The 19,779-nt window shown below is 69.1% G+C and carries 15 protein-coding genes and 1 tRNA gene; 13 read left to right on the top strand and 3 right to left on the bottom strand.

Annotation, left to right across the window (positions count from 1 at the left end; genetic code table 11):
- The coding region (locus Q0066_RS04470) for a multifunctional oxoglutarate decarboxylase/oxoglutarate dehydrogenase thiamine pyrophosphate-binding subunit/dihydrolipoyllysine-residue succinyltransferase subunit (RefSeq protein WP_298130453.1) at positions 1–3,418 on the bottom strand (3,418 nt) is incomplete at its 3' end.
- 227 nt (positions 3,419–3,645) lie between these two features.
- Complete coding sequence (locus tag Q0066_RS04465) at positions 3,646–4,491, bottom strand: helix-turn-helix domain-containing protein (protein ID WP_298130451.1); 846 nt, start codon at positions 4,489–4,491, stop codon at positions 3,646–3,648.
- Positions 4,492–4,538: 47 nt separating this feature from the next.
- Here Q0066_RS04465 and Q0066_RS04460 point away from each other — a divergent pair, with 47 nt between their 5' ends.
- A complete protein-coding gene (locus tag Q0066_RS04460) occupies positions 4,539–4,916 on the top strand; it encodes a VOC family protein (RefSeq protein WP_298130449.1) in 378 nt (125 codons plus the stop codon).
- A gap of 87 nt (positions 4,917–5,003) precedes the next feature.
- Here Q0066_RS04460 and Q0066_RS04455 read toward each other — a convergent pair.
- Positions 5,004–5,075, bottom strand: a tRNA-Arg gene (locus Q0066_RS04455).
- Between the two features lie 100 nt (positions 5,076–5,175).
- Between Q0066_RS04455 and Q0066_RS04450 the strand changes: the two genes are divergently transcribed.
- The 12 genes from Q0066_RS04450 to rho all read left to right on the top strand — a co-directional run.
- Positions 5,176–5,697: a hypothetical protein gene (locus tag Q0066_RS04450; protein WP_298130447.1), complete on the top strand. Its 522-nt coding sequence runs from the start codon at positions 5,176–5,178 to the stop codon at positions 5,695–5,697.
- Between the two features lie 58 nt (positions 5,698–5,755).
- Positions 5,756–7,159 (top strand): diaminopimelate decarboxylase, encoded by a 1,404-nt coding sequence (gene lysA, locus Q0066_RS04445; RefSeq protein WP_298130445.1) that lies wholly within the window; start codon positions 5,756–5,758, stop codon positions 7,157–7,159.
- A gap of 52 nt (positions 7,160–7,211) precedes the next feature.
- Positions 7,212–8,513, top strand: coding sequence for a homoserine dehydrogenase (locus Q0066_RS04440; RefSeq protein WP_298130443.1), 1,302 nt, complete (start codon positions 7,212–7,214; stop codon positions 8,511–8,513).
- A gap of 4 nt (positions 8,514–8,517) precedes the next feature.
- Complete coding sequence (thrH, locus tag Q0066_RS04435) at positions 8,518–9,126, top strand: bifunctional phosphoserine phosphatase/homoserine phosphotransferase ThrH (protein ID WP_298130440.1); 609 nt, start codon at positions 8,518–8,520, stop codon at positions 9,124–9,126.
- A 112-nt stretch (positions 9,127–9,238) separates the two neighbouring features.
- Positions 9,239–10,285 (top strand): LacI family DNA-binding transcriptional regulator, encoded by a 1,047-nt coding sequence (locus tag Q0066_RS04430; RefSeq protein WP_298130437.1) that lies wholly within the window; start codon positions 9,239–9,241, stop codon positions 10,283–10,285.
- Positions 10,282–11,547, top strand: coding sequence for a sugar ABC transporter substrate-binding protein (locus Q0066_RS04425; protein ID WP_298130434.1), 1,266 nt, complete (start codon positions 10,282–10,284; stop codon positions 11,545–11,547). The genes Q0066_RS04430 and Q0066_RS04425 overlap by 4 nt, the downstream gene beginning before the upstream one ends.
- Before the next feature lie 5 nt (positions 11,548–11,552).
- Positions 11,553–12,509, top strand: a complete 957-nt coding sequence (locus Q0066_RS04420) for a sugar ABC transporter permease (RefSeq protein WP_298130431.1) — start codon at positions 11,553–11,555, stop codon at positions 12,507–12,509.
- 9 nt (positions 12,510–12,518) lie between these two features.
- Positions 12,519–13,349, top strand: coding sequence for a carbohydrate ABC transporter permease (locus Q0066_RS04415; RefSeq protein ID WP_298130428.1), 831 nt, complete (start codon positions 12,519–12,521; stop codon positions 13,347–13,349).
- Between the two features lie 15 nt (positions 13,350–13,364).
- Positions 13,365–14,873, top strand: a complete 1,509-nt coding sequence (locus tag Q0066_RS04410; protein ID WP_298130425.1) for a glucoamylase family protein — start codon at positions 13,365–13,367, stop codon at positions 14,871–14,873.
- A 14-nt stretch (positions 14,874–14,887) separates the two neighbouring features.
- The gene (locus Q0066_RS04405; RefSeq protein WP_298130422.1) at positions 14,888–16,726 is read left to right on the top strand and encodes a glycoside hydrolase family 3 N-terminal domain-containing protein; all 1,839 of its coding nucleotides are present in this window, start codon (positions 14,888–14,890) and stop codon (positions 16,724–16,726) included.
- Positions 16,727–16,763: 37 nt separating this feature from the next.
- Positions 16,764–17,975, top strand: coding sequence for a glycosyltransferase 87 family protein (locus tag Q0066_RS04400; RefSeq protein ID WP_298130418.1), 1,212 nt, complete (start codon positions 16,764–16,766; stop codon positions 17,973–17,975).
- 321 nt (positions 17,976–18,296) lie between these two features.
- Positions 18,297–19,779 (top strand): transcription termination factor Rho (gene rho, locus Q0066_RS04395; protein ID WP_298130455.1); only part of this gene is annotated, 1,483 nt, incomplete at its 3' end.

Here is a 19,779-nt window from a genome sequence, read left to right as displayed (position 1 = left end):
GACGGTGCCAGTTCACGTAGGCGTGGGTGCGCAGCAGGTGGAAGTAGCTGGCCGGCGTGGACGGCTGGCAGACCGCCAGCGCACCCTCGTGACACAGCTGCAGCCAGCGTTCGATGCGAGCCGACGAATGGTCCGGCCCCTGGCCCTCGAAGCCGTGCGGCAGCAGCAGCACGACGCCCGACTTCTGCGTCCATTTCGCGTTGCCCGAGACGATGAACTCGTCGGCGATGGTCTGGGCGCCGTTGGCGAAATCGCCGAACTGCGCCTCCCAGCAGACCAGCGCATCGGGGGCGGCCACCGAGTAGCCGTACTCGAAGCCCATCGAGGCGTACTCGCTGAGCAGCGAATCGTAGACGTGGAAGGTGCCCTGGTCGGCGGCCAGATGGTTGAGCGGCACGTACGACTCAGCCGTGTTGCGGTCGACCACAGCGGCGAAGCGCTGCACGAAGGTGCCGCGCCGGCTGTCCTGACCCACGAGCCGGACGGGGCGTCCCTCCAGCAGCAGCGAGCCGAAGGCCAACAGCTCGCCGGTCGCCCAGTCGATCGGACCGTGCATGATGCCGTCCGCCCGGCGCTGCAACTGCGGCAGCACCTTCGGATGCACCGTGAAGCCCTCGGGGAAGGTGACATGGGCGTTGGCGATCTTGGCCATCGTCTCGGCGCTGATGGTGGTGCCCTGGGTCTTGCCGAGCTTCGGCGGGTAGTAGGGCACCCGGCGGTAGCCGTTGTCCTCTTCGGCCTCCTCGCGGGCCTGCTTGAAGACGCTCTCCAGGCCGTCCCGGAACCGGGTCAGCACCGCTTCGGCGTCCTCGGTGCTGATGTCGCCGCGGCCGATCAGGGCCTCGGTGTACAGCTTGCGGACACTGCGCTTCTGCTCGATCAGGTCGTACATCCGGGGCTGGGTGAAGCTGGGATCGTCGCCTTCGTTGTGGCCGCGGCGCCGGTAGCAGACCACGTCGAGCACGACGTCCTTGTTGAACCGCTCGCGGTACTGGAAGGCGAGCTGGGCGATCCGGGCGCAGGCCTCGGGATCGTCGCCGTTCAGGTGGAAGATCGGCGCCTGAATGGTCTTGGCGACGTCGGTGCAATAGGCCGAGGTGCGCGAATCGAGCGGGCCGGTGGTGAAGCCGACCTGGTTGTTGACGATCACGTGGACGGTGCCGCCGGTCTTGTACGCACGCAGCTGGCTCATCTGCAGCGTCTCGTAGACGACGCCCTGGCCGGCGAACGAGGCGTCGCCGTGCAGCAGGATCGGCAGCACCGGGAACCCGTCGCGGGAGTCCAGGTGGTCGAGCTTGGCCCGGGCGATGCCCTCCAGCACCGGATCGACCGCTTCCAGATGGCTCGGGTTGGCCGCGACCGAGGTCTTGATGGTCTTGCCCGACAGCGCGGTGAACTCGCCCTCGGCGCCCAGGTGGTACTTCACGTCGCCGGTGCCCTGGGCCAGCCGCGGGTCGACGTTGCCCTCGAACTCGCGGAAGATCTGGCTGTAGCTCTTGCCGACGATGTTGGCGAGCACGTTCAGCCGGCCACGGTGCGGCATGCCGATGCACACCTCGTCGAGCCCGGTGTTGGCAGCCTGGTCGCACAGCTCGTCGAGCAGCACGATGGTGGATTCGCCGCCTTCCAGGCTGAACCGCTTCTGGCCGACGAATTTGGTCTGCAGGAAGGTCTCGAAGATCTCGGCCTCGTTCAGCCGATCGAGGATCCGCAGGTGCTCGTCGCGCGGCCACGGCGCGTGCTGCACCTCGACCCGCTTCTGGATCCAGGCCCGCTGCTCGTTGTCCTGGATGTGCATGTACTCGATGCCGACGTGCCGGCAGTACGAGCCGCGCAGCGTCTCCAGGATGTCGCGCAGCGGCATGATCTCGCCGTCGTGCCCGCCGAAATTGCCGACCGGGAATTCGCGGTCGAGATCCCACAGGGTGAGGCCGTGGTACTCCAGCGTGAGTTCGGGATGTGACCGTTGCCGATACTCGAGCGGATCGATGTCGGCCATCAGATGCCCGAACTGCCGGTAGGCGGCGATCAGCGAGAACACCCGGGCCGACTTGGGGATCTGCCCGGGCCGCTCGGCGCTGACGTCCTGGGCCCACCGGATCGGTGCGTACGGAATGCGCAGCGAGGCGAAGATCTCGTCGTAGAAGCCGTGCTTGCCGAGCAGCAACTCGTGAATCACCTTGAGGAACTCGCCCGACTGGGCGCCCTGGATGATCCGGTGGTCGTAGGTCGACGTGAGCGTGGTCACCTTCGACACGCCGGACTCGGTGATCCGGCGCTGGGACGCGCCCTGGAACTCGGGCGGGTAGTCGATCGACCCGACGCCCAGGATCAGCCCCTGGCCGGCCATCAGCCGCGGCACCGAATGGCTGGTGCCGATGCCGCCCGGGTTGGTCAGGGTCGCCGTGGTGCCCTGGAAGTCGGCGACCTCCAGCTTGCCGGCGCGGGCCTTGCGGACCAGCGCTTCGTAGGAGGACCAGAACTGCCCGAAGTTGAGGTTCTCGCAGCCCCTGATGCAGGGCACCAGCAACTGCCGGGTGCCGTCCGGCTTGGCCATGTCGATGGCCAGGCCGAGGTTGATCGTGTTCGGCTCGACCAGGAAGGGCTTGCCGTCGACCTCGTCGTAGGCGTTGTTCATCGCCGGCACCCGCTTGAGAGCCTGCACCATCGCGTAGCCGATCAGATGGGTGAACGACACCTTGCCGCCGGTGGTCCGGGCCAGGTGTGAGTTGACCATCTGCCGCTGGTCGATGGCCAGCTTCATCGGCACGTTGCGCACCGAGGTGGCCGTCGGCATCGTCAACGAGGCGTCCATATTGCGGGCGGTCCGCATCGGCGCGCCCCGCAGCTGGGTGCGGGTCGGCTCGGACGCGGCCGCGTTGCGCACGGCGAGACTGGGCCGGTTCGCCGACAGTCCCATTCCGGAACCGGGGGACTCGGGGACGCGGTCGTGGCGGGCGCTGCCGCCGGATTCGACCTTCGCCGACGAGGTGCGCGGCTCTTCGGCGGGGGCGGCGTCGGCAACCTTGGCCTTGGCCGGCGGCGTTGCGGGCGGGGCGGGAGTGCTCGGCGAGCGTTTGTCGGCCACCACGGAGTAGGACTCACCGTCGGGACGAGCCGGGGGCTGCTCGGCGCCGGTGCTGGCCGGCGGGGTCGGCTTCGGCGTGCTCGCTGCCGGCTGTGGCGGTGTGGTCTCGGATTTCGCTGTCGGTGCCGGTCCCGGCGGAGCTTCTGCTCGAACGGCCGCACCGTTGGCCGGTGCGGCGGCACGTTCGGCGAAGAACTGTTGCCAACGCGGATCGACCGAGTCGGGATTCTCCCGATAGGCCTGATACATCTCGTCGATCAACCAGTCGTTGGCGCCGAATTCGTCGGTCTGCTCGTTGGACGCCGTCAGATTCTCGGGCGCGAGGGGCACGATCGCCTTCTTCCGTACTTGTCGGGCAGGCCGCGACGCCTGCACCTGTTCGATGCTACTAAGGCGGGCCGGGTGGTGGAACCGGCCATGCCGTTATCGAGCTGACACGTCACGATTTCGCGGATGATCGTTGGTCGGACTCGCCGATCCCGTTGGTCGAGATTGGTCGAGACCCCTGGCTCAAGCCGGGGAGGGGCCGACAGCTCAACCGGCGGTGGTCGCGTTGGTCAACGGTCGGCCACGTCCAGCCGGTGCCGGTAGGCGCTGGGGGTCATACCGACGAGCCGGGCGAAGTCGCGTCCGAACTGGTTCTGGTCGTACCAGCCCAGCCTCGCGGCCAGCTCGGCGAGGCCCTCGCCGGTATCGGCGTCCAGTGCGGCCACGGCATCGTGCATCCGTTGCCGTCGGACCAGCCACTTCGGACTCACCCCGACGTAGTGCCGAACGGTGCGCTGCAGCGTCCGCACCGAACAGCCGCAGCGATGCGCCAACTGGTCGACCCGGGTGAGCGCCGGCTCCGCCAGCAGCGCCAGCGCTTCTTCCACCAGGGCGGGAATCGGTTCGGCCGTTGCCGCGCCGGCCAGGACCGAATCGAGCATCACCGACGCCGACTCGCTCGCCGCCAGCGGAAGGTTCGCCAGGCGATCCATGCCGGGTAGTCGATCGCCGGCGGGCTCCACCCGATCGGTGAGCTGATCGGCGGGGATGCCGGACCATGCGGCGAACCCGCCCGGCCGGAATTTGAGGCCGAGCACGCCACCGTTGCCGAACTGGGTGACGTCGAACCTGCTGGTCACCACCCCGGTCAGCCACACCCCGTCGCGGTCGCGGCCGGCGCGCGCCAGCTGGCCGCGCTCGACGCTGATCTCCACCGCCGGATGCGGGATCAGCGAGGTGGTCGCGCTCACCCCGTCCGGCAACTCCCAGCTGGCTGACCAGACCCGCTCCACCCACGCGGCGGCCGGACCGGACGCCGGCACCTCGTCGAAACGGACGCGGCGGGCGAACTCCTCCGGCTGCAGCAGGCCCTTCGAGGCCGGGACCCGACCTGTCGCGTTTGTGCTAGCCGCCATACCCGGAGTCTAGAAAGGTGGACTGACACGACATCGAAGGAGGAGCGATGACCACCGAAGCTCCGGCCGCGCTGGCCATGGTCACCATCGACTGCGCCGATCCCGCCAAGGAGGCCGAGTTCTGGGCGGCGGCGCTGGGTTGGAAAGTCACCTACGCCGACGACAACTACGGCATGGCGAGCGACGGCACACAACGGCTCGGCTTCGGCCGGGTCGAGGAGTGGCAACGTCCGGAGTGGCCGAACCCGGCAGGGACGAAGCAGTTCCATCTCGACCTTGCGGTCGACGACCTGGACGCCGCCGAAGAGCAGCTACTCGCTCTGGGTGCCACGAAGCCGGCAGACCAGCCGGGGGAGACCTGGACCGTCCTGCTCGACCCGGACGGACATCCGTTCTGCCTCACCAAGGCCGCGAACTGGGGCTGACCGATCCGTCGGCGTCGCTGGCCGTGCCGTCGCGACGGGCCTGGAAATGCGGTGATCCCGCACCTGAATCAGGTGCGGGATCATCTGCGCCCCCGGCAGGATTCGAACCTGCGCACCCGCCTCCGGAGGGCGGCGCTCTATCCCCTGAGCTACGGGGGCCCGAGCCATCGGGCCGCCCACGACTGTAGCGCATCGCCGCGATCGGGAACCAATCGGCAGCACGCTCGCGTCCGCGACCGTCACCGCTAACCTCGGGCACATGCGAGGTCTGTCCACGGTGCTGGCACTGGTCGTCGCCGTCCTACTCACCGGGTGCGGCGGACAGTCGAGCAGTGCCGTCGCCGGACCACCGGTGCTGCGGGACACTCCGCCGCCCTGGCCCGCGCTGCGCGACGGACTGGCCCAGATCCGCGCTGCCGGCCTCGAGCCGTCCCGGCTGGACGACACCACCAACCAGCGCCGGTTCACGCTCACCCTGACAGTGGACGGCCAGGCCGTCCCGTTGGTGCCCTACATCGGCATGGACCGCCCGCGCGCGCTGCAGGGCCCGGCCCACACCCACGACGACACCGGCGTGGTCTGGCTGGAGGGCCGCGGCGCGGACCAGGTCACCCTGGGGCAGTTCTTCACCCTGTGGGGCGTCCGTTTCGACGACAAATGCCTGGGCGCGGCCTGCGGCACGATCGCCGTCCGCGCCGACGGGAGACCGGTCGACAAACCGGTCACCCTCAAGCTCGCCACCGTCACCGAACGACTCGAGATCACCGCCCGCGCGGGCTGACGTCCAGCGGCCGGAGCCGAGCCGCTCGCCACAAGTCGTTCTGGCACAGTTGGACGCTATGACCCACATGCACGTCGCCGGCTCGATCCATGCCGACGCGACCGCTCCTGCACCGCAGTGGCTGACCCGTCCCGAGGACGTGAACGCCCTGACCAAGGAGCTGTGGAGCAACAACGCCAAGCGCATCGACTCCGGCGAACTCGAAATCGCCGGCCGCACCGCGGCGTCCATCATCGACGAGGTCGGCAGTCCGGTCTACGTGATCGACGAAGCAGACTTCCGCAGCCGGGCGCGCCGGTGGCGCGAGGCGTTCGGCGACTGGCAGGTGTTCTACGCCGGCAAATCCTTCCTGTGCACCACGGTCGCGCGGTGGATCAGCGAAGAGGGCCTCGGCCTGGACGTCTGCACCGGTGGCGAACTGGCCGTCGCGTTGCGCGGCGGCATGGATCCGGCCCGGATCGGCATGCACGGCAACAACAAGAGCGACGACGAACTGCGCGCCGCGCTGGCTGCCGGCGTCGGACGGATCATTGTCGATTCCGCGCACGAGATCACCAGGCTGGAGCGGTTGTGCGCCGAACTCGGCACGGTCGCCGAGGTGATGATCCGGGTCACCACCGGGGTCGAGGCGCACACCCATGAGTACATCGCCACCGCGCACGAGGACCAGAAGTTCGGCTTCTCGATCAACGGCGGCGCCGCGCTGGTGGCACTGGTGCGCAGTCACCACAGTCCTCATCTCCATCTGCGCGGCGTGCACAGTCACATCGGCTCGCAGATCTTCGACACCAACGGCTTCGAGGTCGCGGCCCGGCGCACCCTGAAGCTGATCGCCCAGTTCAAGGAGGCCACCGGCACCGAGCTGGGTGAACTCGACCTCGGCGGAGGGTTCGGCATCTCCTATGTGAAAGAGGACACCCCGGCCACACCCGAGGAACTGGCGGCCGGCCTGCGCAGCATCGTCGAGCATGAGTGCCGCGGTTTCGGCCTGCACGTTCCGGCCATGTCGGTGGAGCCCGGCCGCGCCATCTGCGGACCCGCCGGCACCGCGCTGTACACCGTCGGCACGGTGAAGACGGTTGAGATCGGCAGCGGCCAGTCCCGGCGCTACATCTCGGTGGACGGCGGGATGAGCGACAACATCCGCCCGGCGCTGTACGCCGCGGAGTACTCCGCGACGCTGGCCAACCGCGCGAGTGCCGCGGAGCCGGTGCTGTCCCGGGTGGTCGGCAAGCATTGTGAGGGTGGCGACATCCTGGTTCGCGACGAATTCTTGCCCGATGACGTCGTTCCCGGAGATTTGATCGCGATCCCGGCGGCGGGTGCCTACAGCCGATCGATGGCGAGCAACTACAATCACGTTCCGCGTCCGCCTGTGGTGGCCGTCGCCGATGGCCGGATCACCACCCTGCTGCGGCGCGAAACCCTGGACGACCTGCTGGCGCTCGATGCCGGCGCCTGAGCAACGCTTAGCCGGCAGCCCTGATGCTGCCGCGAAGAGAAGAGGACATGCGATGACACCAGCCAAGCCCCTCAAGGTGGCCCTGTTGGGCTGCGGGGTGGTGGGTTCGGAGGTGGCGCGGCTGCTGCTGGGCAGCGCCGACGAGTTCCAGGCCAGGAGCGGACGCCGACTCGAACTGGTCGGCATCGCCGTCCGCAACCTGGCCAAGGAGCGCCCGGGCATCGATCCCGAGTTGCTCACCGGCGACGCCGCCGGCCTGGTCGGACGCCCGGACGTGGACCTGGTGATCGAGGTGATGGGCGGCGTCGAACCGGCCCGTAGCCTGATCCTGACCGCCATCGGTCACGGGGCGTCGGTGATCACCGCGAACAAGCAGCTGCTCGCCCAGGACGGCGCGACCCTGTACACCGCGGCCGCCGAGGCCGGCGTCGACCTCTACTTCGAGGCCGCCGTCGCCGGGGCCATTCCGATCATCCGGCCGCTGCGTGAGTCGCTGGTCGGCGACGAGATCACCGCGGTGAAGGGCATCGTCAACGGCACCACCAACTTCATCCTGGACAAGATGCACACCGAAGGCTCCTCGTTCGAGGAGGTGCTGGCCGAGGCGCAGCGGCTGGGCTACGCCGAGGAGGATCCGACCGCCGACGTCGAGGGCCTGGACGCCGCCGCGAAGGCCGCCATCCTGGCCAGCCTCGCGTTCCACAGCCGGGTGAAGCTCGACGACGTCGACTGCGAAGGCATCACCAAGGTGACCGCCTCCGATGTCGCCACCGCCAAGGAGCTCGGCTACGTGATCAAGCTGCTGGCCCGCTGCGCGCTGGCCCCGGACGGCTCGATCTCGGTCGGCGTGCATCCCACGATGGTGCCGGCCAGCCATCCGCTGGCGAACGTGTCGGGCGCCTTCAACGCGGTGTTCGTCGAGTCCCGGCACGCCGGGCAGTTGATGTTCATGGGTCCCGGTGCCGGTGGGTCGCCGACGGCGTCCGCGGTGCTGGGCGACGTGGTGACCGCGGCCCGCAACCGGGTGCGCGGGGCTTCCGGGCCGGGGGAGTCGTCCTACTCGGCGCGTCCGATCACGCCGCGCGGCCAGGTGCCGTCCCGGTTCTACCTGTCGCTGAGCGTCGAGGACGAGCCCGGTGTGCTCGCTCGGATCGCCGCGGCCTTCGCCCGCTACCAGGTGTCGATCCAGGCGGTGCGCCAGGAGAGCGAACTCGACCGGCCGCAGGGGCAGGGCGCCAAGCTGGCGCTGCTGACCCACGCCGCGCGGGTCGGCGACATGCGGGCCGCGCTGGAGGACCTGCAGGCGCTGCCGGACGTCCGCGGCGACGTCACGCTGATGCGGGTGGAGGGCTGACGTCATGCATCTGGCCTGCCTCGACCTGGAAGGCGTACTGATCCCCGAGGTCTGGATCGCCGTCGCCGAGGCGACCGGCATCGACGGGCTGCGCCGGACCACCCGCGACGAACCCGACTACGACACGCTGATGCGGTACCGGCTCGACCTGCTGGACTCCCACGGCCTCACCCTGACCGAGATCCAGCGGGTGATCGGCACCCTCGACCCGATGCCCGGGGCCGTCGAGATGGTCGGCTGGCTGCGTGAGCACTTCCAGCTGGTCATCCTGTCCGACACCTTCTACGAGTTCGGCATGCCGTTCATGGCCAAGCTCGGCTACCCGACGCTGCTGTGCCACAAGCTCGAGATCGCGGGCGACAGGATCGTCGACTACAGGCTGCGGATGCCCGACCAGAAGCGCGAGGCCGTCCGCCGCTTCCACGAGCTGAACTACAAGGTGATCGCCACCGGCGACTCCTACAACGACACCAACATGCTCAGTGAGGCTGACGCCGGCATCCTGTTCCGGCCACCGGCCAACGTGATCGCCGAGTTCCCGCAGTTCCCGGTCGCCACCGACTACGACCAGTTGCGCGCCGAGTTCAGCGCCGCGGCCGCACACCTCGGCTAGAGCCGGGACTAGGTTCCCGCATCGATGCACCCTTTCGGGGGTGGTTGCCGGCGACCCCTGCGCGTAGCTTCGGGCCAATCGTGTAAGCGCTTACAGCGATGTAGGAGCAGTCATGCCGGAAGCCGGGAAAGCCACCATCTATTCGGTAGCGGAGCGCGCGCAGGTGTCGATCGCCACCGTTTCCAGGGTGCTCAGCGGCGCCAATCGGGTCAGTTCCGGAAGCCGCGACCGAGTACTGGCCGCCGTCCGCGAGCTCGACTACATTCCGGACCGCGCCGCCCGCAGCCTGGTGGCGAAGCGTCATCAAGCGCTGGGGCTGGTGTTGCCGGAACTCGGCGGTTACTACTACCCCGAACTGCTCACCGGCTTCGAGTCGCTGGCCGCCGAACGCCGGATGTCGGTGATCCTGACGGTTGTCGCCGCGGGGTCCGATGTCGAGGCCTCCCTCGCCGAGCTGTGCTCGCGGGTCGACGCGGTCGCGGTGATGGACGGTGCCGGAACCTTGGCCCCGGCGCAGCTGCGGGCGCTGGGCCGCCGGACACCGCTGGTGGTGATCGGCGGCGCCCCTGATCGACCGGCGGCGATCACCACCTCCAGTCGCGAGAACGCCCGACTGCTCACCGCCCACCTGCTCGACCACGGCCGGACGCGTCCGATCTTCGCCGGGTCGCCCGAACTGGCCGCGGACGCCGCCGCCCGCTGGCAGGGGTTCCAGGACGCCCTGCGCGAACGCGGGCTGCGGGTTCCGCCCCCGCAACCGAGCGGTTTCGATGCGGCTGAGGGAGCGCAGATCGGCGGCCGCATCGCCTCCGGCGAGCTGGATTGCGACGCAGTCGTGTGCGTGAACGACGAGGTGGCGCTGGGCCTCTGCCTGGCGCTGCGGCGGCACGGTCTGTCGGTGGGGGAGCAGATCGCCGTGACCGGCTGGGACGATGCCCCGGCCACGCGCTACACGACACCCGGCATCACCACGGTGGCGCAGCCGGTCCGTGAACTCGGACGCGCCGCCGCCGTCCGCCTGCTTGACCTGATCGACGGACGCACCGCCGAAACCCCGCTGGAGCTGTCCACACGGATCGTGCTGCGTGGCTCCTGCGGCTGTCCGGACACCCCGCCGTGGGCAATCGGCCCCGGTGGACCAACGAAGGAGTCCTCATGAAGATACGCGTCATCGCTGCCGCACTGACCGCAGCCGGGCTGGTTCTCACCGGCTGCGGCAGATCCGACACCGGCCCATCGACAGGCCCGGCCGGCGGCTCGCCGGTCGCCAGCGGCTCGGCCACCGGCAACCTCACCATGTGGGCGATGGGGGCCGAGGGTGAGAAGCTGCCCGACCTGCTCAAGGACTTCACCGCCAGCCATCCCGGCATCAAGGTGAATGTCACCGCCGTCCCCTGGGACAGTGCCCACGACAAATTCGCCAACGCGATCACCGCCAACACCACCCCGGACATCGCCATGGTCGGCACCACCTGGATGGGCGAGTTCGCCCAACTGGACGCATTGGATCCGACGCCGGCCAACATCGACAAGTCGAAGTTCTTCCCGGGCGCGCAGGCCACCACCGAGGTGGACGGCACCAGCTACGGAATCCCCTGGTACGTCGAGACCCGGCTGGTCTTCTACCGCAAGGATCTGGCCCAGAAGGTAGGCCTCACCGAAGTGCCGAAGGACTGGGACTCGTTCAAGACCTTCGTCACGAAGATGAAGGGCGCGCCGGGTGTCAAGTACCCGATCGCGCTGCTGCCCGGCGGCACCGGCTCGTGGCAGACGGTGATGCCCTTCGCGTGGTCCAACGGTGCCCAGTTGGCGAACGGCAACGCCTGGACGCTGGACAGCCCCGAGATGGCGGAGGCCTGGACCTACTACCAGAGCTTCTTCACCGCGGGCCTGGCCGACAAGGCGCCGGTCGCCGGGTCGACAGAGGCCGACTTCGCCTCCGGCAAGGTGCCGATGTTCATCTCGGGGCCGTGGATGATGAGCGCGGTCGAGAAGCTCGGCGGTGCCGGCTTCGCCGACAAGTACGACGTCTTCGTGATGCCGGTCAAGAAGACCTCCTCCTCGTTCGTCGGCGGTTCGAACCTGGCCGTGTTCAAGAACACCAAGGCCCGTGACGCCGCCTGGACGCTGGCCGAGTGGCTCACCCAGCCGGAGGTCCAGGTGAAGTGGTACAAGCTGTCCACCGACCTGCCGTCGGTGCAGTCCGCCTGGCAGGATCCGTCGCTGACCGGCGACACCAAGCTGGCCCAGTTCGGCGTCCAGATGAAGACCGCGGTGGCCCCGCCGACCTTCCCGACCTGGGAGCAGGTCGCGGTCAAATTCGACGGCGCGATGGAGCGGGTGGCCAAGCAGAACGCCAATGTCGGCGACACGCTGAAGACCCTGCAGGCCGACGCCACCTCGATCGGCACCGGAAGCTGATCGCGATGGCCGAATCGACCCTGGCGCGGCCACCGGTCGCGGCCGAAGGCGGCGGAAGCCGCAAACCCCGGGTCGCGCGGATCGCCCCGCGACCCGGGGAGTCGCGGGCGGCCTGGATCCTGGCGTCGCCGTTCCTGCTGCTGTTCGCGGTGTTCACCGTGTGGCCGGTGTTCCAGTCGCTGTTCATGAGCTTCACCGACACCCGGCGACGCGATCTGCGGACGCCCTTCGCGGTGGACTTCGTCGCCTTCGAGAACTACGCCCGGGCGCTGTCCGATCCGACGTTCCTGAAGGCGGCGGGCAACACCGCCTACTTCGTCGTGGTGGGTGTGCCGCTCACCCTCGCGGTCGCTCTGGCGGCAGCCGTCCTGCTCGATCGTGGGATCACCAGGTTGCGGGCGTTCTTCCGGCTGGGCTTCTACACCCCGGTGATCACCTCGATCGTCGCGGTCGCCGTGGTCTGGCGGTTCCTGCTGCAGCCGGACTCGGGCCTGGTCAACACGGTGCTGGGCTGGTTCGGCATCACCGGGCCGAACTGGCTCGGCGACCCGAACTGGGCGATGCCGTCGCTGATCGCGATGGCGGTCTGGCGGAACTTCGGCACCGGAATGATCATCTTCCTGGCCGGCCTGCAAGGTGTTCCGTACATGCTGCACGAGGCCGCCGCCATCGATGGGGCGACCGGTTGGCAGCGGTTCTGGCACATCACCTTCCCGCTGCTGCGGCCCACCCTGCTGTTCGTCTCGGTCACCACCGCGATCGGCTACCTGCAGTTCTTCGAAGAGCCGTTCGTGATGACCGAAGGCGGCCCGCTGGATTCCACCCTGTCGCTGGCCTTCTACACCTACCGGCAGTTCAGCTTCGGCAATTTCGGGCTGGCCTCGGCGGTGTCGTACCTGATCTTCGTGGTGATCGCCGCGGTGACGGTGCTGCAGTTCCGCCTGCTGCGCGAGAACACCTGAGGAGCGACCATGTTGGAGAAGAGACCGGCCTGGGCGACCGCACTGACCTACGTGTTGCTCTCCCTGGCACTGATCGCCGTCACAGCGCCGTTCATCTGGATGGTGCTCGGCTCGGTCAAGACCGACGCCGAACTGCGCCAGGTGCCGCCGACCTGGTGGCCGGACGCCGCCACCCTGGACAACTACACCCAGTTGTTCGCCCGGATGAACTTCGCCCAGTACTTCGTGAACTCGGTGATCGTCGCGACGGTGGTGACCGTCGGGAACCTGTTGTTCTGCTCGATGCTGGGCTATGCGCTCGCGATGCTGAACTTCCGGTTCAAGAATCTGGTGCTGGCGCTCGTCCTGGGCACCCTGATGATTCCCGGGGTGGTCACCTTCATCCCGCTCTATGTGCTGGTGGTGAACCTGGGCATGGCCGACACCCTGCCCGGCCTGTTCGTGCCGTTCCTGGCCGCGCCGTTCGGGGTGTTCCTGATGCGGCAATTCGTTCAGGGCCTGCCGGCTGATCTGATCGACGCCGGACGGGTGGACGGCGCGGGCGAGCTGGCCATCTTCGGCCGGATCATCCTGCCCCTGCTCGGGCCCGCGATGGCCACGCTGGGCATCCTGACCTTCCTCGGCTCGTGGAACAACTTCCTCTGGCCGCTGGTGGTCGCACAGAACGAGCATTCCTACACCCTCCCGGTCGCGCTCGCGCTGTACACGACCGGACAGAACCAAACCAACTACGGCCTGATGCTGGCCGGTGCCTGCGTGGTCGTGCTGCCGCTGCTGATCGTGTTCCTGCTCTTCCAGCGCAGGTTCATCGAGGGCATCGCCACCACCGGCATCAAGTGATCGAAGGAGACGACGATGTCCGACCTCACCCGACGCACCCTGCTCACCGGCGGTGCCGCCCTCGCCCTGGGCGCCGCCGTCCCGCCCGCGGCCGGGGCGACGCCGTTCGCGAACCGACAGCGCGGCACGCTGCTGCGCTGGGCCCGCGACACCTGGCGCTGCCTGGCGGCGATGACGGACGCCCACACCGGCCTGATCGCCGACAACGTCGACGGCAGGCTGGGTAACCGCAGCGGCTACACCTCGCCGACCAACATCGGCGGCTACCTGTGGAGCACCATCGCCGCGCTGCGGCTGGGGCTGATCGGTCCGCGGGAGGCGGAGCGGCGCGCCAACCAGACCCTGGAAACGCTGCTCGGCATGGAGCGGCACCTGCCCAGCGGCATGTTCTACAACTGGTACGACGAGGCGACCGGAAAGGTGCTGCGGACCTGGCCCGAGAGCGGCGATCCTGTGGTGCCGTTCGTCTCCAGCGTCGACATGGGCTGGCTGGGTGCCGCCACCTGGGTGGTGCGCAACGCCCTGCCCGGAGCCCGGCGGCGCGCCGACCGGCTCTGGGACGCCTACCGCTGGGACGTCTTCTTCGACCGCGACTTCACCCGCGCTCCCGGCGCCAACTACGGCGGCTTCTACACCGAGGATCCCGGCGCGGCCAACCCCGACGCCGTCCGGCGGGCCCCGCTGAACGGCGTCGGCGGGCCGGACCTGTGGTACACGGGCAACCACCACTACGACACCTGTGTCTCCGAGGCGCGGATGGTCACCTACCTGGGGATCGCGAAGCGGCAGATCCCGGGCGGCGGCTACTACGCCACCTACCGCACCTTCCCGCCCGACTGGGACTGGCAGGAGATGCCGCCGCGCGGCAACACCCGCAGCCATCTCGGTGTCGAGGTCTACGAGGGCAGCTATGGCTACGGCGGGCAGCGGGTTGTTCCGGGGTGGGGCGGCTCGATGTTCGAGGAGCTGATGCCGGACCTCTTCGTCCCGGAGGAGAGCTGGGCGTCACGTTCCTGGGGGCGCAATCACCGGGCGCACGTCAAGGCGCAGCAGTACCACGGCCTGGTGGACGCGAAGTACGGCTACTGGGGCTTCTCGCCGTCCTCGAATCCGGCGGGTGGCTACCGGGAATACGGCGTGGACGCGCTGGGGCTGCGGCCGGACGGCTACTTCTCCGACCAGGAGAACACCGACTACCGGTGGGACGACCCGCCGACGCGCTACGGCGACGGCGTGGTCACCCCGCACGCGTCCTTCCTGGCGATGATGCACGACCCCGCGGCCGCCGTGGCCAACCTGCGGAAGCTGGAGCGCTCCTTCGACGCCTACGGGCCGGGCGGCTTCTACGATGCGATCGCCGTCCGGTCCAGGAAGGTGGCGAAACGCTATCTGTCGCTCGACCAGGCCATGGTGCTGGGATCGCTGGGCAACGTCCTGGGCGGGGGTGTGCTGCGCCGCAGCTTCGCGGTCGGCGACGCGCTCCGCATCCGGCCGGTGATCGCGCTCGAAACGTTCGGTTCCTGACTGAAGGGAGCACTATGCGGCTCAGCCATACCCCGGACGGCTTCGCCTACCGCGACCTGAACGGCAACGGCCGGCTGGACCCGTACGAGGATTCGAGGTTGCCCACCGCCGACCGGGTCACCGATCTGCTGGGGCGGCTCAGTCTGGCCGAGAAGGCCGGGCTGATGTTCCATACCGTGATCGAGGCGGGCACCGACGGTTCCCTGCTGGAGACGCCCGGTCTGATCTCCAAGTCACCCACCACGACGGTGGTGCTCGGCAAGCACCTGAATCACTTCAACGTGCATGCCCTCACCGACGCACGCGCCGCCGCCCGCTGGTCGAACAATCTGCAGGCGCTGGCCGAACGCACTCCGCACGGCATCCCGGTGACCATCTCGACCGATCCGCGGCACTCCTTCATCGAGAACGCCGGGGTGTCGTTCGCGGCGTCCATCATGTCGCAATGGCCCGAGCCGCTCGGGCTGGCCGCGCTGGCCGATCCCGAGCGGGTGCGGCGGTTCGCCGACGTGGTGAACGCCGAGTACCGGGCGGTGGGCATCCGGGCCGCCCTGCACCCGACCCTGGACCTCGCCACCGAGCCGCGCTGGGGGCGGCAGGCCGGCACCTTCGGCTCCGATCCCGATCTGGTCACCCGGTTGACGCTGGCCTATCTCGAGGGTCTGCAGCGGGGCCCGGTGGGGGTCGAGTCGGTGGCCTGCACCTGCAAGCACTTTCCGGGCGGGGGTCCGCAGGCCGGTGGCGAGGACGCCCACTTCCCCTACGGCAAGGACCAGGTGTACCCCGGCGGCTTCTTCGCCGCGCACCTGGCCCCGTTCCCGGCGGCGGTCGCCGCGCACGCGGCGGGCATCATGCCGTACTACGGCCGTCCGGTCGGGCTGGCGATCGAGGGCGAACCGATCGAGGAGGTCGGCTTCGGGTTCAACCGGCAGATCGTCACCGGGCTGCTGCGCGAGACGCTGGGCTACGACGGCGTCGTGCTGAGCGATTGGGAGCTGGTCACCGACAACCACGTCGGCGAGCAGGTGCTGCCGGCCCGGGCCTGGGGCGTCGAGCACCTGGACGCCGCGGGCCGGATGGAACGGATCCTCGCCGCGGGCTGCGATCAGTTCGGCGGCGAGGAATGCGTGGAAGTACTGCTGGGCCTGGTGGCCGCCGGCCGGGTCGACGAGCAGCGGATCGACGAGTCGGCCCGGCGGCTGCTCACGGTGAAATTCGACCTCGGGCTCTTCGACGATCCGTTCCTGGACGAGGACGCCGCGGTGTCCGTGCTGGCGCAGCCGGCCTTCGTCGCGGAGGGACACCGAGCGCAGGCCGAGTCGGTGACCGTGCTGATCGATACCGGACGGCTGCCGGTCGGCGAGGGCGTCCCGGTCTACGCCGAGGGCTTCCCCGTCGAGGCGCTGCGCGATCGGTTCCGGGTGGTGGATCGGCCCGAGGACGCCGAGCTGGCCCTGATCCGGCTGGCCGCCCCGTTCGAACCGCGCGACGACCTGTTCCTGGAGGCCTGGTTCCATCAGGGCCACCTCGACTTCCAGCCGGGGCTGCGGGTTCGGCTGGAACGGATCGCCGCCCACTGCCCGGTGCTGCTCGACGTCACCCTGGACCGGCCGGCGATCCTCACTCCGCTGCTCGACGTCGCCGCGGTACTCACGGTCAGCTACGGCTCGTCCGCCACCGCCTGGCTCGACGCCATCACCGGACGGCTCCCACCGCGAGGACGGCTGCCGTTCGACCTGCCACGCTCGATGGCGCAGGTGCGTGCACACCCCGAGGACCGCCCAGGTTTCGACGATCCGTTGTTCCCCCGCGGCTTCGGACTTCGTCCGGAACCCCGACCCTCCGGCGGGTGAACCGCCGAGCGCGGCGGCGGGTGGTTAACTAGCGCCCGTGAAAAGCCTGCCCGCGCGGATCGGCTACGTCCTGCTGCTCGCCCTGGCGCCGCTGCTGGCGGCGCTCTACGCGGGCGCCACCACCATCCCGGGTGGCACGCTCTACCCCTGGGCGCCGGCGATGATCGACCTGGACGTCTATCGCCGCACCGGCGAACTGGTGCTGAGCGGGCAGGACTTCTACAACGTCGAGGCCTGGCTGCCCTGGATCTATCCGCCGTTCCCGGCCTTGCTGGCCGTCCCGTTCGCGGCGCTGCCGGTGGCGGCGGCCCAGGTGGCGTGGCTGGCGTTGTGCGTGGCCTGCCTGATGGCGATGCTGTACCGTCTCGGCCTGTCCGGATGGCAGCTCAGTGTGTCCGCCACCGCGATCATCTGGCTGGTCGAACCGGTGCGCGAGACCCTGGGCTTCGGCCAGGTGGCGATCTTCCTGGTGGCGGCCGCGGTGCTCGACTCGATGCCCGGCCCGACCGTCTTCAAGCGCCGGCTGCTGCCCGAGGGCTGGCTGACCGGCGTCGCCACCGCGGTCAAGCTGACCCCGGCGATGATCGCGGTGTACAACTTCTTCGCCGGCAAACGCCGCGCCGGCATCGTCAGCTTCCTGACCTTCCTGGCCTGCTCGCTGATCGGTTTCGTGGTGCTCTGGGGTCCTTCGCTCACCTACTGGGGACGGCTGCTGTCCGGTGATTCCGGGTTGAACACCGGCATCGTGTTCAAGACGAACCAGTCGGTGCTGGGCGTCTGGACGAGGCTGCTGGGTGAGGCCAGCCGCGGCGGTCTGGTGCTGGCCGCGCTGGTCGCTGTGCTCGGCGTGGTCGCGGCGGTGCTGATGCACCGTGCCGGCGAGGTTCCGTTCGCCCTGTGCCTGGCAGGTCTGACCAGCCTGCTCGCCTCACCGATCTCCTGGTCGCACCACTACGTGTGGATCGTGCCGTTCGGCATCGTGCTGCTGCGCAACCGGCGGCTGCCGGGCTATCTGCGGGTCGCCGGACTGTTCTATTCGGTGTGGACGGCGTACGCCCCGTTCAAGCTGCTGCCGGGGGACAACAACGTCGAGCTGACCTACCCCCCGCTGCTCATGCTGGTGGACAACTTCGGCGTCTACCTCGGCGTCGCGATCCTGGCCGCCAGCCTGATCGCCGCCGCGTTCACGCCATGGGGCAAGGAGCGACGCCGCGCGCAGGCGCAGCTGCGGCAACCGGTCGCGGCCTGAATGTCGATAGGCCGGGAACAATCGGGACGCCGGTGTCGTTGTCAGTATTCGAGCGTGGCAGTGCTACAGTGAAGACGCGCTGTATTTTTCAGCCGTCGCCCCTGACAGATCGGGCGGACGATCGCACTCGTCGAGGATTTCCTTCATCACTGGCCTCCGCGCAGATGAACACGTCCATGATCTGACCCGGAGTTGTCACACTCCTCACCATGCTTGTCCGTACGTCCGTGACCCCACCCGTACGGAGGATGTCCCGAAAGGACCCACGTGACCGACACGATCGAAGCCGTCGCCCCCGCCAAGAGCAAGGGCTTGAGCACGATGCTGCTTCCGGAGTTGAAGCAGCTCGGTGCTTCCCTCGGCCTCAAGGGCACCGGCGCGATGCGCAAGAGCCAGCTGATCGATGCCATCCGCAGCGCACAGGGCGGCGCGCCGGCCTCGGCGCCCGCGACGGCTCCGGCCGCTGCCGAGGCGCCGTCCGTCGAGAAGCCTGAGCGGCGCCGCAAGGAGCGCGCGCAGGCGAACGGCGGCAAGGCAGCCGACAGCGGCAATGCCGACTCGTCAGCGCAGGCGCCCGCAGCCGAGGCGTCGACCGCCCCGGCTAGTGAGGCCGCCGAGACTCGGCAACCCTCGTCGAACGGCGAGGCCTCCAACGGTGAGGCTTCCGACGACGTGGCGGCCCGGCTCGAGGCGCTCCAGGGCGAGCGCGGCCGCCGTCGCCGCAACCGCAACGGCGGCGAGGCGGGCGACTCCGCCGATCAGGGCGGCAGCAACGGCAGCAGCGAGCCCACGGTCGATTCCCGGCCGCAGCAGAACGATCGCCAGCAGCAGCAGTCGTCCCGCGACGACGACGATTTCGGCAACGGACGCCGTTCCCGCCGCCGCCGTAACCGCGATCGGCAGAACCGGCGCGGCAACAACCGCGGTGGATCGAACTCGATGGCCGGGCTCGAGGTGGACACCAATGTGGGCGAGGACGACGTCCTGGTCAACATCAACGGCATCCTCGACGTGCTCGACAACTACGCGTTCGTCCGCACCTCCGGCTACCTGCCCGGCCCCAACGACGCCTACGTGTCGCTGTCGATGGTCCGCAAGTACGGGCTGCGCAAGGGCGACATCGTCACCGGCGCGATCCGGCAGCCGCGCGACGGCGAGCGCAAGGAGAAGTTCAACCCGCTGGTGCGGATCGACACGGTCAACCTGGACGCGCCCGAGAAGTCCCGCGACCGGCCCGAGTTCGGCAAACTGACCCCGCTGTACCCGCAGGAGCGGCTCAAGCTGGAAACCTCCGCCGTCGGCATGACCGGCCGGATCATCGACCTGGTCTCCCCGGTCGGCAAGGGTCAGCGTGGCCTGATCGTGTCGCCGCCGAAGGCCGGCAAGACGCTGATCATGCAGGCGATCGCGAACGCCATCACCACCAACAACCCCGAGGTGCACCTGATGGTGGTGCTGGTCGACGAGCGGCCCGAGGAGGTCACCGACTTCCAGCGCTCGGTCAACGGCGAGGTCATCGCCTCGACCTTCGACCGTCCGGCCGATGATCACACCACGATCGCCGAGCTGGCCATCGAGCGGGCCAAGCGTCTGGTCGAGCTGGGCAAGGACGTGGTGATCCTGCTCGACGGCATCACCCGGTTGGGCCGCGCCTACAACCTGGCCGCGCCGGCGTCCGGACGCATCCTGTCCGGTGGTGTCGACTCAGCGGCGCTGTACCCGCCGAAGAAGTTCTTCGGTGCCGCCCGCAACATCGAGGACGGCGGCTCGCTGACCATCCTCGCCACCGCGCTGATCGAGACCG

This window comes from Micropruina sp. (assembly GCF_027492755.1).
Taxonomy (GTDB): Bacteria; Actinomycetota; Actinomycetes; order Propionibacteriales; family Propionibacteriaceae; genus Micropruina.
Note: the sequence above shows the minus strand (reverse complement) of the source record. Positions and strands in the feature narration are given on the sequence as shown.

Coding starts and splice junctions, on each gene's coding strand:
- Q0066_RS04450 (WP_298130447.1), top strand. CDS start 5,176: ATGCGAGGTCTGTCCACGGTGCTGGCACTGGTCGTCGCCGTCCTACTC.
- Q0066_RS04405 (WP_298130422.1), top strand. CDS start 14,888: ATGCGGCTCAGCCATACCCCGGACGGCTTCGCCTACCGCGACCTGAAC.
- lysA (WP_298130445.1), top strand. CDS start 5,756: ATGACCCACATGCACGTCGCCGGCTCGATCCATGCCGACGCGACCGCT.
- Q0066_RS04420 (WP_298130431.1), top strand. CDS start 11,553: ATGGCCGAATCGACCCTGGCGCGGCCACCGGTCGCGGCCGAAGGCGGC.
- Q0066_RS04410 (WP_298130425.1), top strand. CDS start 13,365: ATGTCCGACCTCACCCGACGCACCCTGCTCACCGGCGGTGCCGCCCTC.
- Q0066_RS04465 (WP_298130451.1), bottom strand. CDS start 4,491: ATGGCGGCTAGCACAAACGCGACAGGTCGGGTCCCGGCCTCGAAGGGC.
- Q0066_RS04425 (WP_298130434.1), top strand. CDS start 10,282: ATGAAGATACGCGTCATCGCTGCCGCACTGACCGCAGCCGGGCTGGTT.
- thrH (WP_298130440.1), top strand. CDS start 8,518: ATGCATCTGGCCTGCCTCGACCTGGAAGGCGTACTGATCCCCGAGGTC.
- Q0066_RS04460 (WP_298130449.1), top strand. CDS start 4,539: ATGACCACCGAAGCTCCGGCCGCGCTGGCCATGGTCACCATCGACTGC.
- Q0066_RS04430 (WP_298130437.1), top strand. CDS start 9,239: ATGCCGGAAGCCGGGAAAGCCACCATCTATTCGGTAGCGGAGCGCGCG.
- Q0066_RS04440 (WP_298130443.1), top strand. CDS start 7,212: ATGACACCAGCCAAGCCCCTCAAGGTGGCCCTGTTGGGCTGCGGGGTG.
- Q0066_RS04415 (WP_298130428.1), top strand. CDS start 12,519: ATGTTGGAGAAGAGACCGGCCTGGGCGACCGCACTGACCTACGTGTTG.